Source organism: bacterium (assembly GCA_019637795.1).
GTDB lineage: Bacteria > Desulfobacterota > Binatia > HRBIN30 > CADEER01 > JAHBUY01.
Genome location: JAHBUY010000002.1, coordinates 1 through 20940, shown reverse-complemented (window position 1 = coordinate 20940; position 20940 = coordinate 1). Strand labels below are relative to the sequence as shown.

At 69.5% G+C, this 20940-nt stretch carries 17 protein-coding genes, 1 tRNA gene and 1 pseudogene; 12 read left to right on the top strand and 7 right to left on the bottom strand.

Annotation, left to right across the window (positions count from 1 at the left end; all coding sequences use genetic code 11):
* The first annotated feature begins 48 nt into the window (after window positions 1-48).
* From KF840_05460 to KF840_05445, 4 genes are all read left to right on the top strand, one after another.
* Entirely contained in the window at window positions 49-1386 is a 1338-nt protein-coding gene (locus KF840_05460; GenBank protein MBX3024340.1) for a hypothetical protein, read from the top strand.
* Window positions 1387-1641: 255 nt separating this feature from the next.
* Entirely contained in the window at window positions 1642-3339 is a 1698-nt protein-coding gene (locus KF840_05455; protein ID MBX3024339.1) for a hypothetical protein, read from the top strand.
* A 181-nt stretch (window positions 3340-3520) separates the two neighbouring features.
* Window positions 3521-6145 (top strand): right-handed parallel beta-helix repeat-containing protein, encoded by a 2625-nt coding sequence (locus KF840_05450; GenBank protein MBX3024338.1) that lies wholly within the window; start codon window positions 3521-3523, stop codon window positions 6143-6145.
* A gap of 4 nt (window positions 6146-6149) precedes the next feature.
* Window positions 6150-7472 (top strand): hypothetical protein, encoded by a 1323-nt coding sequence (locus tag KF840_05445; GenBank protein ID MBX3024337.1) that lies wholly within the window; start codon window positions 6150-6152, stop codon window positions 7470-7472.
* Window positions 7473-7522: 50 nt separating this feature from the next.
* Here the strand turns inward: KF840_05445 and KF840_05440 are convergent, their stop codons facing one another.
* Entirely contained in the window at window positions 7523-8020 is a 498-nt protein-coding gene (locus KF840_05440; GenBank protein MBX3024336.1) for a hypothetical protein, read from the bottom strand.
* Window positions 8021-8102: 82 nt separating this feature from the next.
* Here KF840_05440 and KF840_05435 point away from each other — a divergent pair, with 82 nt between their 5' ends.
* The 4 genes from KF840_05435 to KF840_05420 all read left to right on the top strand — a co-directional run bounded on the left by KF840_05435 (window position 8103) and on the right by KF840_05420 (window position 10604).
* Window positions 8103-8810, top strand: a complete 708-nt coding sequence (locus KF840_05435; GenBank protein MBX3024335.1) for an HAD family hydrolase — start codon at window positions 8103-8105, stop codon at window positions 8808-8810.
* 128 nt (window positions 8811-8938) lie between these two features.
* Window positions 8939-9523 (top strand): hypothetical protein, encoded by a 585-nt coding sequence (locus KF840_05430; GenBank protein MBX3024334.1) that lies wholly within the window; start codon window positions 8939-8941, stop codon window positions 9521-9523.
* A 100-nt stretch (window positions 9524-9623) separates the two neighbouring features.
* Window positions 9624-10013 carry a hypothetical protein gene (locus tag KF840_05425; protein MBX3024333.1) on the top strand — a complete coding sequence of 130 codons (390 nt, stop codon included), beginning with the start codon at window positions 9624-9626 and terminating at the stop codon, window positions 10011-10013.
* A 291-nt stretch (window positions 10014-10304) separates the two neighbouring features.
* A complete protein-coding gene (locus KF840_05420) occupies window positions 10305-10604 on the top strand; it encodes a hypothetical protein (GenBank protein MBX3024332.1) in 300 nt (99 codons plus the stop codon).
* 123 nt (window positions 10605-10727) lie between these two features.
* Here KF840_05420 and KF840_05415 read toward each other — a convergent pair whose 3' ends face one another.
* On the bottom strand, window positions 10728-12110 hold the full coding sequence (locus KF840_05415; GenBank protein MBX3024331.1) for a hypothetical protein: 1383 nt from the start codon (window positions 12108-12110) through the stop codon (window positions 10728-10730).
* Between KF840_05415 and KF840_05410 the strand changes: the two genes are divergently transcribed.
* From KF840_05410 to KF840_05400, 3 genes are all read left to right on the top strand, one after another.
* Window positions 12109-12771, top strand: coding sequence for a hypothetical protein (locus KF840_05410; protein MBX3024330.1), 663 nt, complete (start codon window positions 12109-12111; stop codon window positions 12769-12771). The two genes, KF840_05415 and KF840_05410, sit on opposite strands and share 2 nt — an antisense overlap.
* Window positions 12772-12839: 68 nt before the next feature.
* Window positions 12840-14057, top strand: a complete 1218-nt coding sequence (locus KF840_05405) for an anion transporter (protein MBX3024329.1) — start codon at window positions 12840-12842, stop codon at window positions 14055-14057.
* Between the two features lie 55 nt (window positions 14058-14112).
* Window positions 14113-14187 (top strand) — tRNA-Glu (locus KF840_05400).
* Here the strand turns inward: KF840_05400 and KF840_05395 are convergent.
* The 5 genes and pseudogenes from KF840_05395 to KF840_05375 form a co-directional block, all read right to left on the bottom strand.
* Window positions 14150-15088 (bottom strand): tyrosine-type recombinase/integrase, encoded by a 939-nt coding sequence (locus KF840_05395; protein ID MBX3024328.1) that lies wholly within the window; start codon window positions 15086-15088, stop codon window positions 14150-14152. The two genes, KF840_05400 and KF840_05395, sit on opposite strands and share 38 nt — an antisense overlap.
* A gap of 195 nt (window positions 15089-15283) precedes the next feature.
* Window positions 15284-15637 (bottom strand): annotated as a pseudogene (locus KF840_05390) (DUF3596 domain-containing protein).
* Between the two features lie 1034 nt (window positions 15638-16671).
* Complete coding sequence (locus KF840_05385; GenBank protein ID MBX3024327.1) at window positions 16672-17949, bottom strand: IS1380 family transposase; 1278 nt, start codon at window positions 17947-17949, stop codon at window positions 16672-16674.
* A 144-nt stretch (window positions 17950-18093) separates the two neighbouring features.
* The gene (locus KF840_05380) at window positions 18094-18885 is read right to left on the bottom strand and encodes a TrfA family protein (protein MBX3024326.1); all 792 of its coding nucleotides are present in this window, start codon (window positions 18883-18885) and stop codon (window positions 18094-18096) included.
* Between the two features lie 370 nt (window positions 18886-19255).
* Window positions 19256-19564 carry a hypothetical protein gene (locus KF840_05375; GenBank protein ID MBX3024325.1) on the bottom strand — a complete coding sequence of 103 codons (309 nt, stop codon included), beginning with the start codon at window positions 19562-19564 and terminating at the stop codon, window positions 19256-19258.
* A gap of 681 nt (window positions 19565-20245) precedes the next feature.
* Between KF840_05375 and KF840_05370 the strand changes: the two genes are divergently transcribed.
* Window positions 20246-20940 (top strand): hypothetical protein (locus KF840_05370; protein MBX3024324.1); only part of this gene is annotated, 695 nt, incomplete at its 3' end.

Here is a 20940-nt window from a genome sequence, read left to right as displayed (position 1 = left end):
CGCGGCGCCGTGCTTCTGTCGGAGGAACGGACCAGCGAGGAGGGATCGATGCTGAAGCTGTGGGCGGCGGGCATCGGCATGGCATGCGTGCTGTGCTTCGGGGGAGCGAGCGGCGTCGCGGCGCAATGCCTCGGCGACTGTGACGGCAGCGGCGCGGTGACGGTGGGCGAGCTCGTGACCGGCGTCAACATCGCCCTCGGCGCGGCGCCGGTGAGCAGTTGCACCGCGCTCGACGACAACGGCGACGGAGAGATCTCCATCGACGAGCTGATCCGGGCGGTGAGCTACCTGCTCGACGGCTGTCCAGTGACCGCCACCACCGCGGGCATCGTCTTCGGCGCCGAGAACAACCGCCTCTTCGCCTACCAGGGCGCCCCGGGGTTTCCGCGCCAGGTGGTGATCCCCAGCGACAACGACGCGCCGGGGGTGGGCCGCGACATCAACGGCCAGATCTGCTTCACGCGCGGCCCGCAGGGCGAGCTGCGTTTCATCGCCGGCGAGGACACCGACCAGGGCCAGCAGCACACGACGGCCGGCTGGGGCCTGTTCGAGCTCGGCGGCAGCTTTCCGAACTTCACCTGGCGACAGCTCACCCACATCCAACCCACCTATCAACCCGTGCCGCAGGGTGGCGACGAGGCGGAGAACTACGGCTGCGGCTTCCTCAGCGATGGCCGCCTGCTCCTGACCGATGTCGGCAGCCAGGCCGCCGGCCCCGGTACCGGGCAGTTGGTGATCTGGTTCCCGCCGCTGGACGGGGCGAACACCCGCTACTGCAAGCTGGACGTCGGCATCGCCACCGCGCAGCAGATCGCGATCGACGACCAGGACCGCGTCTACGTCTCCTCCTCCCGCACCACCGGTGAGAGCCCGGCCGGGGTCTGGCGCTACAGCGGCGAGTTCCCGACGTCGGACACCGCCGAAGGCGGCTGCGGCCGGGTCGACGGCACCGGCGCGCCGCTGGTCAGCGAGGGGCGCATCACCAAGGAGCGCTTCATTCCCAGCGACGGCCACATCCAGACGCCCGCCGGCGTGGTGCTGATCCCCGGCGGCGGCTTCTACGTCGCCAGCGTGGTGAACGGGGTGATCGCCGAGTACGACCGCGACGGCCAGTTCGTCCGCCGCGTCCTGTCGCCGCCTCGCCCCGGCATTCCGGCGGAGACCGGCAACCCGCTGGGCATCGGCCTCGCCTCGGACGGCACGATCTACTTCGCCGACATCGGCCTGCAGGTCTCGTCGCGCGGCATCGGCCCGGGCCGCAATCTCGGCAAGGTGCGCCGCATCCGCTTCGTCGACGGCCAGCCGCAGCCGCCGGAGATCATGAACGAGGGCCTGAACTTCCCCGACGGCATCGGCATCCTCGAGGAGACGGATTCGGGCTCCTGAGCCGGCGTGGCGCCCGATCGGAGGGGGCGAGCGGGTCGCGCCCCCTCCGATCACCGGGCCGCCGCGACGACCGAGCGCGCCCCGCGCCGACGCCGGATCGGCGGGTTCGGCTATTGCCAGAGACGCGGACGGGCGTCAGGGTGGGTCTCGTCAGGGCGGACGCCCTGCAGCAAAGAGAGCGAGCCCAGCGTCTCACGTAGCTGAGGGGCCAGCGGATCTGCCGCAGCGGCGCCTCGGCGGAGGACTCACCGACCCGTGCGCGCGATTCGCCACCTGTCGATCGTCATCGCTTCCTTCCTGGCGACCATGGCGGCGGCCCAGTCCGGACCGGTCGTCCGCTTTGCCGGACCGGTGAACCAGGACGGCTGCCCCTTCTGCTGCGAGTTCTCCTGCCAGCGGACGCCGACCCCGACGCCCGAGATCGACGCCCAGGGACGGCGGGTGTTCCGCCGTTCCACCGGCCAGTTCCTGATGGTGGTCGAGGCCGGCCTCGGGACCTCGAACCGCCAGGTCGGCAGCGAAGGGGTGTTCTCGGGCAACACCCTCGTCGCGATCTCGGACCCGTCCAGCAAGCCGTCGATGATGATGCTGTCGGAGCGCAAGTTGGGGAACGGCAGCCCGCAGATCGACTGTCGCACGCTGCCGCTCGGCGGCGTCCCCGGCTTCTCGGCGCTCGACTTCAATGCCGGGAGCGCCGTCACCACCGCCCTCGCCGACATGGCGTGTCGCTTCGAATTCGCGCAGTCGTCGCAGTTCGCCTGCACGCGCAACCGCTACGGCGACTTCGCCTTCCTGAGCTCGTCGACGGCGCGCCAGTTCTGCGCCCAGATCGGCAACGCCGCCGCCTTCCCGACCGGCCGCACCACGGTCGCGGTGCAGTTGCGCGACACCAGCGGCAACCTGGGGCCGCGCTACGAGTTCGTCGTCGTCGTCGATCCCAACGCGGGGCCGACGACGACGCCGACGCGCACGCCGACGGCGACCCCGCGGCCGGCGAGTCTCGCCGGCGCCGTGCGCTTCTATGCCAGCACGCGCCCGGTTCCCGCCGCCACCGTGCGCTCGACCGGCAGCGCGGCGCGCAGCGTCACCACGTCGAGCAGCGGCGGCTACGCCTTCACCGACATGCCGGCCGGCACGGTCACCATCGAGCCGCGCAAGGTCGGCGACTTCGGGTCGCCGACCGCGATCTCGGCCCTCGACGCCGCGTGGGTGCTGCAGGCGGTCGCGGGCATCCGCACCTTCGACGCCCGCCAGCGCCTGGCCTGCGACGTGAGCGGCAACGGCACGCTGAGCGCGCTCGACGCCGCCAACATCCTGCAGCGCCAGGTGGGCATCCTGTCGCGCTTCGCCGTCGCCACCAAGTGCGACTCGGACTGGCTCTTCGAGCCGGTGGCCAGCGCCGCCGCCGGGCGGCGCCTCATTCAGCCGGCGATCACCGCGGCGAGCTGTCAACGCGGCGGCATCGCCTACGAGCCGCTCGCCACCGACCAGACGCAGCAGGACTTTCTCGGCATCCTGTTCGGCGACTGCACCGGCAACTGGCAGCCGGCCGGCGGCGCGGCGCTGCAGGCGGTGGCGCCGGGGCGTCGGCCCGAGGTGCGCCTGCGCGTCTCGCGGCGCACCGCCGACGGAATGATTCGGGTGCCGATCGCCGTCGACGCGCCCGCCGACTTCTACGCCGTCGATCTCACCATCGACCTCGGTCCCGGCCTGCGCGCCGTCGCCGTCCGCCCCCTGCGGGCGGCCGCCGGCGCACTGATGGTCAGCAACCTGACCGACCCGCGGCGCGCCCGCATCGCGTTCGCCAGCGGCCAGCCGCTGCAATCGGCGGCGATCCTCGTGCTCGACATCGCCGCCGACGAGAACGCGGCGGGCGATGTCCGCCTGCTGCGCGCCCTGATCGACGACGAGCCGGCGGTGGCCACCACCGGCGCCTCGCGCGTCGACGGCTGACCCGCGGTCACCGGCCACCCGACGGCGCGGTCCACATCCGGCGAGGGGGTGCCGCGATGCCCCCCGCGCGGGCCTTGCCCGGCCGTTCGCAGCGCATGCTCGAGCAACGCCTCTCGCGCCGATCCACCTTGCCACTGAGGCGAACCATCAAGTACACAATTCCGATATGGGACATTCGAGCATGTGGGCTAGGGGAACCCGGGTGGGCATGCTGTGCGCGGCGCTGCTGGCGCTCGCCGCACGACCGGCGGCGGCGCAGTGCGCCGGCGACTGCAACGGCGACGGCACGGTGGCGATCAACGAGCTGATCATCGGCGTCAACATCGCGCTCGGCACCGCCGAGGCCGGGACCTGCGCCGCGTTCGACGCCGACGGCAGCGGCGACGTGACGATCAACGAGCTCATCGCCGCCGTCAACGCGGCGCTGAACGGCTGTCCGGCCGCCGCCTGCGTGCCGCGGCCGGGCGGACGGTGCGTCGAGATCGCGCCCGGCCCCGACGCCCAGGACGACCTGCTGGCGGCGCTCATCGAGGCGCAACCGAACGACACCATCTATCTGCGCGCCGGAACCTACACCCTTGACCAGCAGCTCTCGCTCGACGTCGACGACGTGACGCTGAAGGGCGAGGGCCAGGACAAGACCATCCTCTCGTTCAGCGGCCAGACCAGCGGCGGCGAGGGCCTGCTGGTCCAGTCGGACGGCTTCGTCGCCGAGGACATCGGCTTCGAGGACAGCCCCGGCGACCTGCTGAAGATCGAGGGCGCCACCGGCGTCACAATGCGCCGGGTGCGCGCCGAGTGGACGCGCGGGCCGTCGGTCGAGAACGGCGCCTACGGCCTCTACCCGGTGCAGTGTCGCGACGTGCTGATCGAGGACTCGATCGTGCGCGGCGCCCGCGATGCCGGTATCTACGTCGGCCAGTCGCGCAACATCATCGTCCGCCGCAACAACGTGCACGAGAACGTCGCCGGCATCGAGATCGAGAACTCGACCGATGCCGACGTGTACGAGAACGTCGCCACCAACAACGCCGGCGGCATCCTGGTCTTCAACCTGCCCGGCCCGCCGGTGCAGGACGGCCGACGCACCCGCGTCTTCAACAACCAGATCGTCGAGAACAACATCGAGAATTTCGCCATCCCGGGCTCGTCGGTGTCCGGCGTGCCGAGCGGCACGGGATCGATGGTGCTCGCCAACGACCAGGTGGAATTCTTCGGCAACACCTTCCGCGACAACAATTCCACCCACATCGTCGTGATCAGCTACAACACCGCCGCCTTCTTCGGGCAGACGCCGGCCCACAATCCGGACTTCGATCCCTATTCGGAAGGGACCTTCATCCACGACAACACCTTCATCGGTGGTGGCACCGCGCCGTCGGCCATTCTCGCGGCGCTGGTGGACCTGATCGGCACCCCGCTGCCCAACATTTTGACCGACGGCGACATCAACCGCGCCCACCTGGTCGACGGCGTCCTGCCCGACCGTCTGCGCCTGTGCGTTCAGCAGCCGGGCGCCACCTTCGTCAACCTCGACGTGCCGAACAACTTCGCCAACATCACCACCGACCTGGCGACGGTGGACTGCACGCACGACGCGCTGTCCGGGGTGGTGATCGGCACGGGCCGGCACATCGTCCTCCATCCCGGCGACGGCGAGGAGGCGGTCCTCACCGCGCTCCTCGAGGCGGAGCCGGGCGACGACATCCTGCTCACCGCGGGCACCTATCCGATCACCATGCCGCTGTCGCTCACCGTCGACCACGTCACCATCCGCGGCGAGGGCATGGACGCCACCGTCCTCAGCTTCACCGGCCTGCAGGGCGGCGGCGAGGGCCTGCTGGTGCAGGGGGACGACTTCACCCTGCAGGACATCGGTCTCGAGGACACGCCGAAGAACGACATCGTCAAGGTGATCGGCGCCGACGGGGTCACCTTCCGCCGCGTGCGCGCCGAGTGGACCAACGGCGCCGACACCGACAACGGCGCGTACGGTCTGTACCCGGTGCAGTGCAAGGACGTCCTGATCGAGGACTCGATCGTGCGCGGCGCCTCCGACGCCGGCATCTACGTCGGCCAGTCGCGCAACATCATCGTTCGCAACAACGTCGTCGAGCTCAACGTCGCCGGCATCGAGATCGAGAACTCCACCGGCGCCGACGTACACGGCAACGTCGCGACCGCGAACACCGGCGGCATCCTGGTCTTCAACCTGCCGGGCCTGGCGGTGTACGGGGCGCGCACGCGCGTCCACGACAACCAGGTGTACCGCAACAACACCCCCAACTTCGCCCCGGCGGGGAACACGGTGGCGGCGGTGCCGACGGGCACCGGCATCTTCGTGCTCGCCAACGACCAGGTGGAGATCTTCAACAACATCATCCGCGAGAACGACACCAACGCCATCAGCGTCATCAGCTTCAATACGGCGCAGTTCTTCGGCCTGCCGGCGCCGACCGATCCCCGGTTCGATCCCTTCTCGGAATCGATCTACATCCTCGACAACAGCTACCAGGGCGGCGGCACCGACCCGGATCTCGGCGACCTGACGGCGGTGTTCGTGCAACTCGTCGGCGGCCTGCCGGTGCCGCAGATCGCCTACGACGGCGACGTCGACCCGGCGAAGCTGGTCGGCGGCGCGCTGCCCGACGCCCTGCGCTTCTGCGTTCAGGATCCCGCTGGCACCTTCGTCAACCTCGACATCCCCGGACTGGTCGGCGGCGCGCCGATGGTGAGCAAGGACCCGACCCCGTTCAATTGTGGCCTGCCGCGCCTGGCGCCGGTCAGCATTCCGGGGGTGAAGTAGGGCGATGCGGCGTCTCGTCTCCCTCTGCGCCGCCGCGCTGCTGACGGCGGCGGCGCCGGCGCTGGCGTGCGTCGGCGACTGCAACGGCGACGGCAGCGTGCCGATCAACGAGCTGATCATGGGCGTCAACGTCGCCCTCGGCGCCGCGCCGGTCGACGCCTGTCGCGCCTTCGATCGCAACGGCGATGGCCTGGTGTCGATCGACGAGCTGCTGGCAGGCGTCAACAGCGCCGTTGGCATCTGCCTGCCCGATGCCAGCCCGACGCCGACCGCCACCGCCACGCCCGTCGCCGTCGCGGAGACGCGCTGCGCCGTGCCGCCGGGAGAGGGGGTGAACGTCGATCCGACGCAGCCGTTCTGCGAGCTGCTCTCGAGCTACCGGCTGTTCCGGGATCCGGCGACGCAGGAGCCCAACGCCGGGCTGCTGCCGTTCGACCTCAATACGCCGCTGTTCTCCGACTACGCCCGCAAGCACCGCTTCGTGTACCTGCCGCCCGGCACCAGCGCGACCTACAGCGCGCGCGAGAGCTTCACCTTCCCGGTCGGCGCGCTGCTGGTGAAGACCTTCGCCTTCCCGGTCGACGAGCGCGATCCGGCGCTCGGCGAGCGACTGATCGAGACCCGGCTGCTGCTGCGCCGCAGCACCGGCTGGGAAGCGATCACCTACGTGTGGAACGACCAGCGGAGCGAGGCGCGGCGCCGGGTGATCGGCGCCCGCGTGCCGATCGACTACCCGCAGGCGGACGGATCGCGCTTCCAGATCACCTTCCAGGTGCCGAACACCAACCAGTGCAAGGAGTGCCATGCCGAGCACAACGACGTGCTCGGACCGCTGGGCCCGAAGGCGCGCAATCTCAACAAGGACTACGACTACGGGGATGCGGTCGAGAACGAGCTGCGGCGGTGGACCGAGGTCGGCTATCTCACCGGCGCCCCAAGCCCGGAAGAGGCGCCGAAGTCACCGTCGTTCGACGACCCCGGGGCCGGCACGCTCGAGCAGCGGGCCCGCGCTTATCTGGACGTGAACTGCGGCCACTGCCACAACCCGAGCGGCCTGGCGCGCACCTCCGGTCTCTACCTCGACATCCACGAGGACACCCCGGCCCGCCTCGGCGTCTGCAAGGGCCCGGTCGCCGCCGGGCAGGGCTCGGGTGGGCGCAGGGTCGACATCCTGCCCGGCGATCCCGACGGCTCGATCCTCGTCTACCGGATGGAATCGATCGCCCCCGGCATCGCCATGCCCGAGCTCGGCCGCCAGACCGTGCACGGCGAGGCGGTGAGCGTGATCCGCGACTGGATCTCCGGCCTCGAGGGCACCTGCCGGTAGCGCGAATCCCACCCCGCATGACGCCGGCGTGGCCGCGCGCCGTGGGTGGGTCAGAACGTCGCGCTGATGCGCTCGCCGCTGCCGGTCTCGCACTCGCCGAGGCCGCCGCCGCTCATGCCCTGGTCCGGCTCGGCGAGGCGGAAGCGGCAGCGCATGCGCCCGCCGCGGTCGCCCTGCAGGCTGGCGATCACCTTGCCGCTGTAGTTGCGGATGAAGGTCGGCATGTCGGCGCCGGCGATCCAGGGCCCGTAGTCGTCGGACCATGGCGTCCAGCCGTCCCAGCCGACGCCCCAGCCGCCCCAGTACGGATCGAGCGCCTCGCCGCTGACGTCCGAGGTCACCTGCAGGTACGGCCCGCTGAAGCGCTCGCCGTCGGGCAGGGTCGCGGTCAGGGTGCCGTTGTTGGTGAAGCGCTGGGAGCGGTACGCCATCGCCACGGGCGCGCCGCTGTCGGGCCGCACCAGGCGCGCCGCGATCGGGCCGCTCGCCGCGCAGCCCGCCGCCATGGCCATCACCGCCGCGGTCAGGATCGTCGCTCGCATCGTCATGGGCTGGGCTTTCTAGCGGGCGCGGGCGGCGCGGTCCACCGAACCGCCTTGCGCCCGTGGGCGCGGCGTGTAGAACGGCGCCATGCCGCGCGCCTCCGTCGTCACCCTCCTCGACATCGACAACACGCTGCTCGACAACGACGCCGTCACCGCCGATCTGCGCGCCCACCTGACGGCCGAGGTCGGCCGCCAGCGCCAGGCGCGCTACTGGCAGATCTTCGAGGAGCTGCGGGGGGAGCTCGGCTACGCCGACTACCTGGGCGCGCTGCAGCGCTATCGCCTGGAGCAACCGCAGGACTCGCACCTGCTGGCGCTGTCGATGTTTCTCATCGACTATCCGTTTGCCAACCGCCTCTACCCCGGCTCGCTCGACGTCATCGCGCACGTCAAGCGCTGGGGACCGGCGGTGGTGCTCTCGGACGGCGACGTCGTCTTCCAGCCGCGCAAGATCCACCGCGCCGGGATCTTCGAGGCGGTGGACGGCAACATCCTGGTGTACATCCACAAGGAGCAGGAGCTCGCCGACGTGGCCCGCCGCTATCCGGCGAAGCACTACATCATGGTCGACGACAAGCCGCGCCTGCTCGACGCGGTGAAGCGGAGCTGGGGCGAACGCGTCACCACCGTCTTCCCGCGCCAGGGGCACTACGCGCTCGATCCCGACGCCTTCGCCAGGTGCGCGATTCCCGACGTGACGCTGCAGCGCATCGGCGAGCTGGTCGACTACGACCTCCAGACGCTGCTCGCCGCGGCGCGACCGGCGCCGCGTCCGCCGCGCCGCCGTCGCTGACCCGCCTTCAGCGGCGAGGGATGCGACATCGCGGTTGAAAATGCCGCGACCCGGGCGGAGCGTGGTGGCAGGGGAGTCGTGCCGTGTCCTGCTGTTGGTCGCGATGGGGCAGTGCGATCGCCCTCCTGGTGGCGGGGGCGTCGGGCGCGGCCGGCGATGACGCGGCGCGCCTGGCGATGCCGGTGGCGGAGGCGTCGCGCGCATTGTGGCGCGCCGGCCGTCCCGACCGCTTCGATCAGATCGGGCGCGACGCCACGGGCATGCCGGGGGCCGAGGGGCCGCCGCGGCGCGCCGGCATCGATCTGTCGCCGGCGGTCGACGCGATCGTCGGCTTCGTCAACCAGCACGGCATTCCGTTGCGCCAGCGGCGCGGCGAACCGACGGGCGAGTTGGTGGGCGTGCAGGCCGCCTTCGGCGTCGGCCGCGATCTGCCGGCGGTGAGCGTCAACCTCGGCGACCGGTCGCTCGAGCCGCTCGGCGCCTTCTACTCGGCCCAGCGCGGCTTCCGCTGCGCGGTGGTCTGGCCGATCGATCGCTTCACGCTCCGCCTCGAGGGCGGCGAGGACAGCGAGTTCGGGTACTACGGGATTGCCGGCGTGCAGTGGCTGCATCCACGCCTGCCGCTGGCCCTCGGCGTGGGGGTGCCGATGAACCTGCGCGACGCCGAAGGCGATCTCGGCGTGATCGTGCAATTTCGCATGCGCCTCGATTGAGCGAACTGAAAAAGCGCTGGCAATACGCCGACGCGAATCGGAGCATTGGCGAGGGGGTGGGCAGCGGTCGCCGCGGCCGGAGCCCCACGTCAACCGTCCCGTGTCGAAGTTCGATCCCAAGCACGCCTGGCCCGTGACCAGCGACGACATCGCCGCTCTCATCGGCGTCGGCGGCGGCGAGGCGCGCACGGCGCCCTACACCGGCACCAAGGCCCTCATGCTGGCGGTGCTGGAGGATGCGATCCGCGCCTATCTCAGCCGCGAGCCCAGGGCCCGGATGGAAGCCGAGCAGTGGGTGCTGAGCCGTCAGCGGCGATCGGTGTTCTCGTTCGCCGTCGTCTGCGAGACGCTGGGGCTCGAGCCGAAGGCGGTCCGCGGCGCGCTGCTCCGGCTGCGCGCCCAGGACGTGTCGCCGGATCACATCCCGCGCAGTCGGCCGAATGCGCGGCGGCGGAGCGGCTTCGCGCGCGATCCCGGGCCGGAGGAGTGACACGCCGCGCCCGGCGGGTCGAAGCGAAACCAGAGACAGGGGAGGGGGGACGGCGCACCCGGACTGGGGTGGCGCGCGAGCGGTCATGCGCAACGTGGAGCTGCGCGGACGCCGGCGCGCCGGGCACGTCGTCGCGACAGGCATATGGCACGAGGAAGCGACGATCGGGTGGCGGCGGCGGATGCGCGCCCGCCGCGACGTCTCGCGCGGCGGCGCCCGCGGCGCCGCGGCACATCGGTTGCACAGGTACCGCACGGTTCCCAGCGCAAATCCGCCACACGAGGGAGTCGCATGCGAAACGGAGAGCTGCGTCGCTACTGCCTGGCCCTGGTCCACAACCGCGTCTGCGCCGCTGCGCCGACGACCGATCCCGTGCCGCTGGCCCTCGGCTGGCAACTGGAGAACGGACGCGCCTCGGCACGCGCCATGGGGATGCTCTGCGGCGCCGTGACCGGCGCCGGCCCGGCGCGCTGGCGACCCTCGAGCGACCTGCGCGCCCTGCTGCGCGAGTACCACGACACCCGCCAGGAGGGGGCGCTGGGCGCGCGCGCGGCGGAGGGGCGACCGCGCCAGGCCGACGCCCAGCTCTGAGGGCCGGGCGGGCGCCCCGGGCGCGTCGTCCGCCAGCGGCGGGTGCCGAACGCGCGTCCGCCCGCCACCACCGCGTGCCACGCGGCATGCGTAGTCTTGCAGCAAAGCGCCAGGTCTGCACATCTACGAGGTGGTGAGGTGCGGCGAGCGATGCCTGCCGAGCAGAGGCAGGGGCGGGCGGCTCCGCCGGCGGTGGCGGCGGTTGCTGAGGATGCTGGCGGTGTTGGCCGTGTCCGCTGCGTCCGCCGCGCCCGCGGCGCGCGCCGACGTCCTGCTCGGGCCCTGTGTCGGCGACTGCAACGGTGACGGCGTCGTCACCGTCAACGAGCTGATCATCGGCGTGACGATCGCCCAGGGGGAGCTGCCGCTCGCAAGCTGTCCCTCGTTCGACGCCGACGGCGACCGCACCGTGGCGCTCAACGAGCTCATCCTGGCGGTCAACGGAGCCCTCTCCGGCTGCATCGCGGTGCCGACCGCCAGCCCGACGGCGACGCCGCCCACGATCAGTCCGTCGCCGACCGGCACCCCGTCGCTCACCGCGAGCCCGACGGCGACGCCCCTCGCCACCGCCACCGAGACCGCCCCGGCCACGGCGACGCTCGTGGCCACGCCCACGGCCACCGCGCCGTCGACATCGACGGCGACGCCGCTGCCGACCGCCACCGGCAGCGCCACCAGCAGCGCGACGGCGACAGTGGCGACGGCCACGGCGACGCGGACGGCGAGCGCGACCGACACCGCGCTGCCGACCGCGACCCAGGGTCCGCCCACCGAAACCGCGACCATGGGCACGCCGCCGACGAGCACGCGCACGCCGACGCAGACGCTGTCGCCGACGCGCACGCGGACGGAGCCGCCCACCGCGACGCCGACGGCCACCCGGCCGACGCGCACGCCGACCACCACCATCTCGCCGACGGCGACCAAGTCGCCGACCGTCACCCGCACGGCGACGCGCACCATCCGCCTGACGTCCACGCCGGAGCCGGCGACGGCGACGCCGTCGGACACCAACACCGCCGGCCCATCGCCGACCCGCACCGCGACGCCGCCGGTGACGTCGACCGCGACCCGGACCAGCACCCCGTCCCTCACCGCGACGCGGACCCAGACGCCCACCCGGACGTCGACGGCGACTCGGACGCCATCGGTGACGCGCAGCGCCACGGCCTCGCCGAGCGCGACACCCACCGCGACGCGGCCGGCGACCGCCACGGCGACGCGGTCGGCCACCGTCCCGATCGGGGCGACGGCGACCCGCACGGCGACCGTGGCGCCATCGGCGACCTCGACCCGCACCGCGACCGGCTCGCCGGCCCCGACGCAGACGCCGACCGCGACCACGACCCGGACGCCGACGGTCACCCGCACCCCGAGCTTCACCGCGACGCCGACGCGGACGACGACCCGGACGCCGACTGGGACCGTGACGTACACGCCGACCGGCCCCCCAGCCGCCACCGCGACCCGCACGGACACGGCCACCCGCACGGTGACGCGGACCATGACCGCGACGCGTACCGGCACCGCGACGCCGACCCGCACGACCACGCCGACGATCACGCCGACCTTCGCGAGCGTGGGCCCCCTGATCAACGCCGTCGGGGTGGCGCGCGCCGACGGGCAGGTCACGCAGGCGGCAGGCACCGCCGCCGACGGCACGCCGATCTTCGAACGTCCACTCGGCTTCGGTTTCTTCCTCTACGTCGAAGCGCGGCCGGGGCCGTCCAATCGCGCGGTCGGACAGACGACATTCAACTCCAGCCTCAGCGATCCGAACCTGCTGCCCAATCTCCAGATCGTCGTCTCGCGGCCGCTCGGCAACGGCAGCACGAAGGTGTGCGACAACGGGCCGGACCCACCGATCGGCGGCGTGCCGGCGACCGACCCGCCGATGTTCGGCGGCTCGCAGGCGTCGGCGAATGCGATCAACGATCTGAGCTGTCGTTTCAACGCGCGGGCCTCCAGCGGCGATGCGTGCACGCGCAACCGCCAGCAGGACCCGAGCTTCGTCGTCAGCACGACGCGGGTGCAGTTCTGCCCGACGCTCGGCGTCGGCTCCGAGATCGCCTTCCCGCTCGGCGACACCCGCGTCACGGTGCGGATCACCGACATCCTCGGTCAGCCGGGGCCGCCCGCCTCGATCATCATCCGCGTCGTGCCGTGACCCCCGGGCGGGGCCGCCGCCGACGCCGCCGTTGACCGCCGGCCGGGCCTCGTCGAGAACGCGGGGCGATGCCGCTCGTCCTCGCCGTCTTCGCCGTGGTGTACCTGGGGATGCTGGTCGGCGGCGTGCCGGGGACGGGGCTCGACCGCACCGGCGTCGCGTTGCTCGGCGCCATCGCCCTCGTCGCCGGCGGAGCGCTCGGCGCCGCGGCGGCGTGGCAGGCGGTGGACGTCGCCACCATCGCGCTGCTGTTCGCCCTGATGGTGGTATCGGGGCAACTGGCGCAGGCCGGATTCTACGCCGCGCTCACCGCCCGCATCACCACCGCGGCGCTGTCGCCGCCGCTGCTGCTCGCCATCCTGGTGCTGAGCGCCGGCCTGCTCTCGGCGGTGCTGGTCAACGACGTCGTCTGTCTGGCGATGGCGCCGATCGTCGTCGCCGGCTGCGCCGGCCGCCGACTCGACCCGCGGCCCTTCCTGCTCGCCCTGGCGGCGGCGGCGAACGTCGGCTCGGCGGCGACCCTGATCGGCAACCCGCAGAACATCCTGATCGGACAGGTGCTGCGCCTGTCGTTCGCCGGCTACCTGGCCGACGCGGCGGTGCCGGCGCTGCTCGGCCTCGGCGTCGTCTGGTGGGTGATCGCGCGCCAGAGCGGCGGGCGCTGGCAGGGCGCCGAGCCGTCGCGGGCCATTGCGGTGCCGCGGCTCGACGTCTGGCAGAGCGGCAAGGGACTGGCCGTGCTGGCGGCGTTGATCGTCGGCTTCGTGGCCGGCGTCGGCGAGCGCGACGTGCTGGCGCTCGCCGGCGCGGCGGTGCTGCTGGTCAGCCGACGCACCGCGTCGCGGGGCCTGCTGGCGCAGGTCGACGGGCAGCTCCTGCTGCTCTTCGTCGCGCTCTTCATCGTCAACCACGCGGTCGCCGCGTCGGGTCTGCTGGCGGTGCTGCGCGATCGGCTGGCCGCTGGGATGGTCGACCTGCAGCGGCCGGGGTGGCTGTTCGCGGTCACCGTGGCGCTCTCCAATCTGGTCTCCAACGTGCCGGCCGTGATGCTCCTGCTGCCGCTGGCGAACGGCGAGCAGGCAGGCGCGATCCTCGGCCTCGCCAGCACGCTGGCCGGCAACCTGTTGCTGGTCGGCAGCATCGCCAACCTGATCGTCGTCGACCAGGCCGACCGGTTGGGCATTGCCATCGGCTGGCGCGAGCACGCGCGCGCCGGCGTCCCGATCACCGTCCTGACCTCGGCGCTCGCCATCGCCTGGCTCTGGTGGCGCAGCGGCCCGGGTTGATTCGGCCCGCCCTTTCGCATAGCTCGCTCGCAGACCGCTACGCGCCACCAGCCACGTCCCCGTCGTCTAGCCCGGCCCAGGACACCGGCCTTTCACGTCGGCAACACGGGTTCAAATCCCGTCGGGGACGCTTTCCTTTTCTTGGAAATTCGCGGAGTTGGCTTCTCGGGGCCTTCCCGGTGTTCAAACCGGTGTTCAAACTGCTCCGAATTTCCCTGCGAAGGCTCGGCGGAATCACCGATCTTCGACAGCTCAAGATCGTCCGCCTGCGTTGAGTGGATGAACCGCCCATAGTGCTTCAGGATCGTCGCCACAGCGACGCCTGTCTGCTCGGAGAGCCAGGGCAGGCTGACGCCGTTAGTGAGCGCCAGCGAGATGTACGTGTCCTTGGTCGAGTAGAGATCCCGCAGCGGCGCCATCTTCAGGGCGCGCTGCGCATCGCGGAAGAGGTCGTAGAAGTTGGCCTGCTCGATCGGCTCCCCGTGGATGTTGAGAAAGAGGTGGTCGTCGGGCGCGGCCTCGAACGCGACGAGCGGAGTCAGAACGTCGGCCGCTCCAGGCGTGAGCCGCACCGTGCGGCGCGCACGTTGGGTCTTCGGCGGTGCCTCGGTGCCGAGGTGGCGGGACCGGTCCACGTAGATCGTCCGCGCCTCCAGATTGACGCTGTGGAGGCGAAGGGCCGCCGCTTCGGACGGGCGCATCCCCGTGAAGAAAAGCGTGTAGAGGAACGCGAAATAGGCGTAGTGAGGCCGCGAATCGTTGAAGCCGCCGAACTTCCAGCTCTTCGCGCGGAAGTAGGCCAGCAGCCGATCCCGCTCTTCGGCGTTAAAGGGGGAGGGGCCCGGCACGATCCTCTCCGGCCAGCGGAGCTTGGGAAACGGAAATCCGACCGGGATCTCTTCGTCGGCCGCGTCGCGAAACATGGCGCGCAGCGATCCGTCAATGACGTTCCGGATGCTCTTGTCCGAAAGCTCCCGCTTGCGCAGCGCGGTGCGCAGATCCTCGAGGTGGCCGAGGGACAGCTCTGCCATCAGGACGTCGCCCAGCGCGTGCAGGATGTAGTTGGAGAAGTGGCAGCGATAGTCCCGCTCCGCCGAGGCGCGCACCAGGGGCGGGGTCTTCCGCTCGATCCAGGCGCCGTAATAGCCCCGCACGGTCCATTGTGACGTCGACACCGCGTCGGGCGGGCCTGCCCTAGCAGCCAGGAAGTGGGTGGCGCGGTTCCCGTTGGGGAACCATTTCAGGTAGTCGAAGACGCCCAGCCGCAACTCCGCGCCGATCAGCTCGGCTTGCCGCTTCACCCGGGCCCGATTGGCGGGCGTATCGGGCAGGGCGGTGGCCTCCGAAAGGTACCGCGGGCCGACGCCGGGGATCAGCGCCCGGAACCGGAAGCGAAGAAGCCCTCCGGGGGTCGTCTGCACCGAGCAGGAGGTCCGTTTCGTTCTAGGCTTTGCTCCCACGATTAAGCGTGTCCCGATAATGTGGCAGGCGGTCCGATGAGGGCGCGGAGATTCTCCCCTCGATGAAGGCCACGATCGCCGCCCATTTGAAGACCGCGCGGCGGCCGACGTAGAAGAAATGCTCGTCGCAGCGCAAGATCCCCTTGGAGATCATGGTGCGGATCGCCTGTTCGGTCCAGGGTGTCAGGCGCGAAAGCTCGGCGACCGAGAGATAGGGCTTGGGCACGCCCGAAGCGTCTCCCACGCGAGGTTGATCGCCATTGTCGAGATGTGCCGCTGTTGACGGTCGACTTGCCATGACCCGATTGCCCCCGTCCCCACAGCCGCCTCCCACCCCATCATCGCCGTCGATTGTGACTCTCGCTCCGACCCCGAACAAGGTTGCAGAGAGGTGGCAAAGAGAAGCCCTGCCGGGGGTGGTCACGACCCTGACATCATTTCGGCTCAACCATCCTAGCGGGGTGAATGGTCGTCGCCTCAGCGACGGCCAGAGGGGGCGGCAATGAGCCCCCTTGTTGGCCATGACGCAGGACGTAGCCTGATGCATATTTCCGGTTATAGCAGGTTATAATAGGTTATCGGCTAGATGATCTGTACCTAAGTTACTCTGTCACTTGGGAAACTTGGCGTTTCACCCGTCCATCCCATCCCGTGATTCTGTCCACGCTATCCCGTCAAAGCGTCCATGCTATCCCGTGGCGGCGTCCACGCTATCCCGTGCTCGGCGCCCGCCGCGGCCATTGCCCGTTGCACGCTGCCGCCGCGCGAGGTGGCGCGCCTGTCCCGCGGTCGGATTCAGGCTCACGCGAACACTGAGCCCATCCGGTGAAACGGTATGGCTTCGGAGAAATCCCACAGCCGGTGCCGCCAGGAGTTCGTGGGCCTTTAGCCCGGATTATTCACACTTTCGACGGCGCGGCCAGTGTTCGAGGCGTAAAGGGCGCCAGATGAGGTGCGGCAGAGCGGCGAGCGGGGTGTAGCGGGTCAGTGAGCGGCAAGTGCGGGTCGTAGGTAGACCGCGGATGATCCCGAGAGACGCGATGAGATCAAAGAAGCGCGCGGACGACCCGCGCACGGACATAGCACCGCCGTGCGCCCCGATCGGGGCGCCGCGGCGAGCGAGGTTTCAGCGAGGGGGAGGCGGGGGCGTGCGGCTATCCCGGCGCGCCGAGGGGGGCCATGTGGGTGAGGACGCGCTCAAACAGCGCCTGCCCCGGCCACCCGCTGGCGAGGTGGAACCACACCCGGCGCACCGAGCGGTGAACGCGGGCGCCCACTTTGAACAGACGCCCGCGCAGCGTGGCCATCGTGCTGCGGGCCAGCTCGGTCCCGACGAGCACGCGGCGGCGGAAGAGCACTGCCAGGTTGTACGCGTACGCATGCAGTTGGAGCCGGAAGGCATTGGCGCGATAGGCCGCACACGACAGCCGATCGGCGGCCAGATCGTTCTTGAGTTCCTTGATGTAGTTCTCGGCCTGCCCGCGTTGCTCGTACCAGTGGAAGATTTGCTGAGCCCGGCCGCGGCGGTTGGTCACCACGAAGCGCAGATTCCGTCCCTCGGCGGTGCGTTCGATCTTGGCCACCACGCGGCGCGGGCGGTGCCAACTGTGGGCTTGGTAGGAAAAGCTGGCATACAGCCGCACGCGCGCCCCGCGCCGTTCCCAGAGCGCTTCGGCCTTCTCGCACAGCGGCTGCACCAGGGTCTGCAGTCTGGAGTTGCGGGCAAAGCCGATCGCGTAACGCAGCCCGTGGCGCTCGGCATACGCGAGCAGATCGGGCTTGGCGAACTCCCCATCGGCGCGCAGCGCCAGCGGCTGGGCGGGACCGAAGTGGCCGCGCAGCCGCGCCAGCAACGGGCGCAGCAGCGGGATCACCTGGCGGCTCCCCATGGCGTTGCCGGGCCGCAGCCGCGAGCCCAGCAGCAGCCCGCTGCGCCCGTCGAAAATCAGCACGGGGTGATACATGTAGCCGCCGTAGTGCTGATTGAAGAACGTGAAGGGCTGCTGGCCGTGGGTCGGATCCTCGGTGGAATCTACATCCAGGATGATCTCGTCGCGCGGACCGCGCGGTTCATAGCGACACAGCCATTCGGTGCCCTGCGTCTCCAGCAGCCGGATCGACTCCCACGCGACCCCGTTCTCCAAGCGCGACAGCGTCGGCTGCGACGCCAACGCGGTCAGGCCGCGCGCCGCCACCGTGCACAGCGTCGGATCGCGCCGCAGCGCCGTCGCGTCGTTGGCGTCCTCGTAGCCGGCGGCAATTTGATACAGCCGCTGACGCAGCAGCGTCAGCAATTCGTGCTCGGTGAACCGCGTGTCGCGCGGGTCGGCGATCAACGTCGGCAATGCTGCCGTCACCCCGACCCGCTCATCGAATTCCCGCAGCAGCACCAAGCCCGCATCACTGGTGATCTCACCCCCATCGAATGCCACCGCCAGCTTCGGTGCGAATTGGAATTGGAATCCCGATCCGCTACGACACTCTGTAGCCACCGCCGCTCCTCCTCTCTGCTTCGATCAAGAGTCTCGCAGCCCTTGTCTGTAGCAGATTTCAGAGGTGCACGGTGGCTTTCTACTTTAGTAACCGTGAATAATCCGGGTTAGGAGCGTCGCCCGTTGCTGGCGCCTGTTCGAGTTATTGAGACCGACGATCGCAGCCAGCGTCTCGAACCGATGCGGGCCGGGCTTCGCGTGGGTCGAATAGTACGCGTGAAGGAACTTCGCGGTCGCATTCCTGCCGAGAGCGCGGCGTTGCGCGCGGTCGATACTCGCCCACATCCCGAATCCAAACAGGCCCGCGAACTCCGTGTTGATCCGTATGCGATAGTGCCGGGCGAGCTCATCCGTGAAGCCGCCATGGATCAGCGTCCCGAAATAACGCTTCCGCTGGTCTGTGATGTCCACCACGCCGCCGCAGAGGCGTATCAGCACCCCGTGGAGCCATTTGTGATCGTGATTGCCCGTATGTCGCCCAAGGGCTTTCAGCATGCCATAGACGGAGAAAGCGCATTCAGTGCCGAGGGGATGGAAGCGGGCGTGATGCAGCAGCTCGAGGTAGACGTCGAGATCGGATTGGTCGAATCGCTCGCCCGTGAAGAGCACCTTGATGCCGGCGACCGACGCGAGGACGCGACCCTTCAATACGGGCCGGCCCTCCTTAAAGTTGAGGGCGGGAAACAGCGCAGAGCGGAAGATGGCATTGGGAGATGCGCGGCGGCTTTCCGGCCAGAGAGGAAGTTGAACGACCCTTGATCCAGCAGGGGGCGCGGCTTCGCCTTCGTCGTCGTGGGTGGTTGCTGCCGCGAGGGTTTTGCGAAGGCCTTCGAGGCAATCCGCGAGATCGCGACTCAGGTCATCGGGCCGTCCCATGAAATTCCTTTCGCCGCGGATCGCGTGCGGTTTATACTCCGCGTGCAGTTCAAGCGGGGACGCTCCAAACTGCCCGAAGTGATGCAAGGCCGCCCGAGCAACCGCCCGGACGGCCTTGTTGGTTCTAGGACCCCGATCGTCTGGCCGGCAAGGCTTTTCTCGCTGCCCCCATTCGCGCCACGGTATATCTCGCGTCAGAACCCCCGAACGGAGGTTGGCCGAGCTGCTGTCAGCCCCCAGAATGCGTCATGGTGCGTCCGGCGCTCTGGGGTGGGTAACCCTCACCCGCGCTCAGGCGCGCAACCAGCGAGCCACGCTGAGCGGGGATGGGTGTCGGATAGGCCCGGGGGTCTGGCCGGATTGCCGCTGACTACGAAGCCGCCCGCACAAGGTTCCCGAGGAGCCGGGATGCCTCATTCGGAGTCAGGCCCTCGTAGGCAGCAAGCCTCATCAGCCGGTTTATCTCCGCGATGTCGGTGAGATCAAACTTCTCGACGAGTATGCGGATGAGCTTGTCACGATCCGGTCGGAAGTCTCCTCGCTCGAGACTACGCCAGAGCGGAGCGGACGCGCTGTGGCCATAAATGCCATCAACGAGCCAATCCTGCCGAAATTTGAATCCTTGACGATAGCGCTTGAGTTCACGCCCGAGCGCTACATAACGCCGGCGGCGCTTCATCTCTACCTTTCTGCAACCTCCGCGATCGCGCGGCCTTCACCGCCTCACCGGTGATGGGCCGCAATAGCAGCGGGGACATGGATGGTTTCCCGAAATCCAGGGGAAGCGGCGGGGTCCTTCGGAAAGGCCGCGGTGCTGCCAGTCACTCTGGTGGCAGGAGCACGGGCACGGATAACAGTTCACGGCCATTGGCTCTCCCATGCGGGATCGGGGAGCGCCACGCGACCGTGGCGACTCCGGCAACGATGGCACGCTCCACAAACGCATGGATCGAGCTTCGGTTCGGAATGAAGGCCTTCGAACTCACACATTTGAGTTTCCTCCTATTGCTCCGCCGGCGGCCACAAGCCCTGCCGCCGGCGGAGGTGTACGTACGGCCCTAGTTGGTGGGCCAGAAGGTCTTCGGTCCCGACGGCGTCTGAATCGTACAGCCGCCGCTGCCGTAGTCGGTCGCGACCACGGGTTGGCCATTGATGAAGATCGTGCGAACCGCCATGTCGAACCTCCTTGTTCAACGCCCTCACTCAGCGTTGTTGGAGAATGCTGTACCAGCTAAGGCGCTGAAACTGCAGAACATTTTTGTCCGCAAACGTGAGACACGTTAGGCACGTTGCTCACGGTCCGACCCGTTGACACGGCCGTGACCGCACCACTAAGCCGGCCCGCAGCAAGGTGGTGTCGATGACTGCTCGGAAGAACGTTCGCGTTGACTCGGACTCAAAACACGAAAAGGCTGTGGCCGCTCTCCTTCCGCGCACGGCATTCGCGGAGTTCTCAAGGATCAGCGAACACCACAAGTTCAGAAAGGCGCATCGTCGAAGGAAGCTGCTCCTCTATCTGCTTCACGCAGCTCACCTAGAGCCTGGCCGGAAGCTCGATGAGAAAGCCGTGCGAGAGGAGTTCTATGGCGACCCGTCGCCCGGCGACTTGAGCAAGACGTACGCGCGCTCCGCGTTGGTCGATCTTCGGGCGGCGCTGAGCGGCTACTACAATGAGACGCCACGGCCTCGAAAGATCGAAATTGCCGGCTTTAGGGCAAACCTCTCGCCCGCGACTGCGCAAGGCGCCATCAACGATACCCGGGCGGACCTGTCTCCGTCAGACGCCGAACCTCTCGAACAGTTCTTCGGCGAAGGAGCGGCGCAGCGCCCAGGCGTGATTGTTCTTCAATCCGACTCGATCGACAGAATCCTCGGTGCTGCTGTCAACGCCGATGCCAAACGGCGGCTGTTCAAGGCTAGGACGTGGATCAATCACTACGACACCGAAGGGGCCAAGACTGTCCAGGGACTCTTCCAAAATTTTGCCGATATCGACGTCTCGGTGCCAGAGTTGGTGATCAGCGACCATGAAACCGAGGACCGGATTCGCGTCAC

Excerpts from the sequence above, each read along its gene's own strand:
- KF840_05460 (MBX3024340.1), top strand. The coding sequence starts at position 49 with ATGCTGAAGCTGTGGGCGGCGGGCATCGGCATGGCATGCGTGCTGTGC.
- KF840_05450 (MBX3024338.1), top strand. The coding sequence starts at position 3,521 with ATGTGGGCTAGGGGAACCCGGGTGGGCATGCTGTGCGCGGCGCTGCTG.
- KF840_05445 (MBX3024337.1), top strand. The coding sequence starts at position 6,150 with ATGCGGCGTCTCGTCTCCCTCTGCGCCGCCGCGCTGCTGACGGCGGCG.
- KF840_05440 (MBX3024336.1), bottom strand. The coding sequence starts at position 8,020 with ATGACGATGCGAGCGACGATCCTGACCGCGGCGGTGATGGCCATGGCG.
- KF840_05435 (MBX3024335.1), top strand. The coding sequence starts at position 8,103 with ATGCCGCGCGCCTCCGTCGTCACCCTCCTCGACATCGACAACACGCTG.
- KF840_05420 (MBX3024332.1), top strand. The coding sequence starts at position 10,305 with ATGCGAAACGGAGAGCTGCGTCGCTACTGCCTGGCCCTGGTCCACAAC.
- KF840_05410 (MBX3024330.1), top strand. The coding sequence starts at position 12,109 with ATGACCGCGACGCGTACCGGCACCGCGACGCCGACCCGCACGACCACG.
- KF840_05415 (MBX3024331.1), bottom strand. The coding sequence starts at position 12,110 with ATGGTCCGCGTCACCGTGCGGGTGGCCGTGTCCGTGCGGGTCGCGGTG.
- KF840_05405 (MBX3024329.1), top strand. The coding sequence starts at position 12,840 with ATGCCGCTCGTCCTCGCCGTCTTCGCCGTGGTGTACCTGGGGATGCTG.
- KF840_05395 (MBX3024328.1), bottom strand. The coding sequence starts at position 15,088 with ATGGCAGAGCTGTCCCTCGGCCACCTCGAGGATCTGCGCACCGCGCTG.
- KF840_05380 (MBX3024326.1), bottom strand. The coding sequence starts at position 18,885 with ATGGGACGGCCCGATGACCTGAGTCGCGATCTCGCGGATTGCCTCGAA.
- KF840_05375 (MBX3024325.1), bottom strand. The coding sequence starts at position 19,564 with ATGAAGCGCCGCCGGCGTTATGTAGCGCTCGGGCGTGAACTCAAGCGC.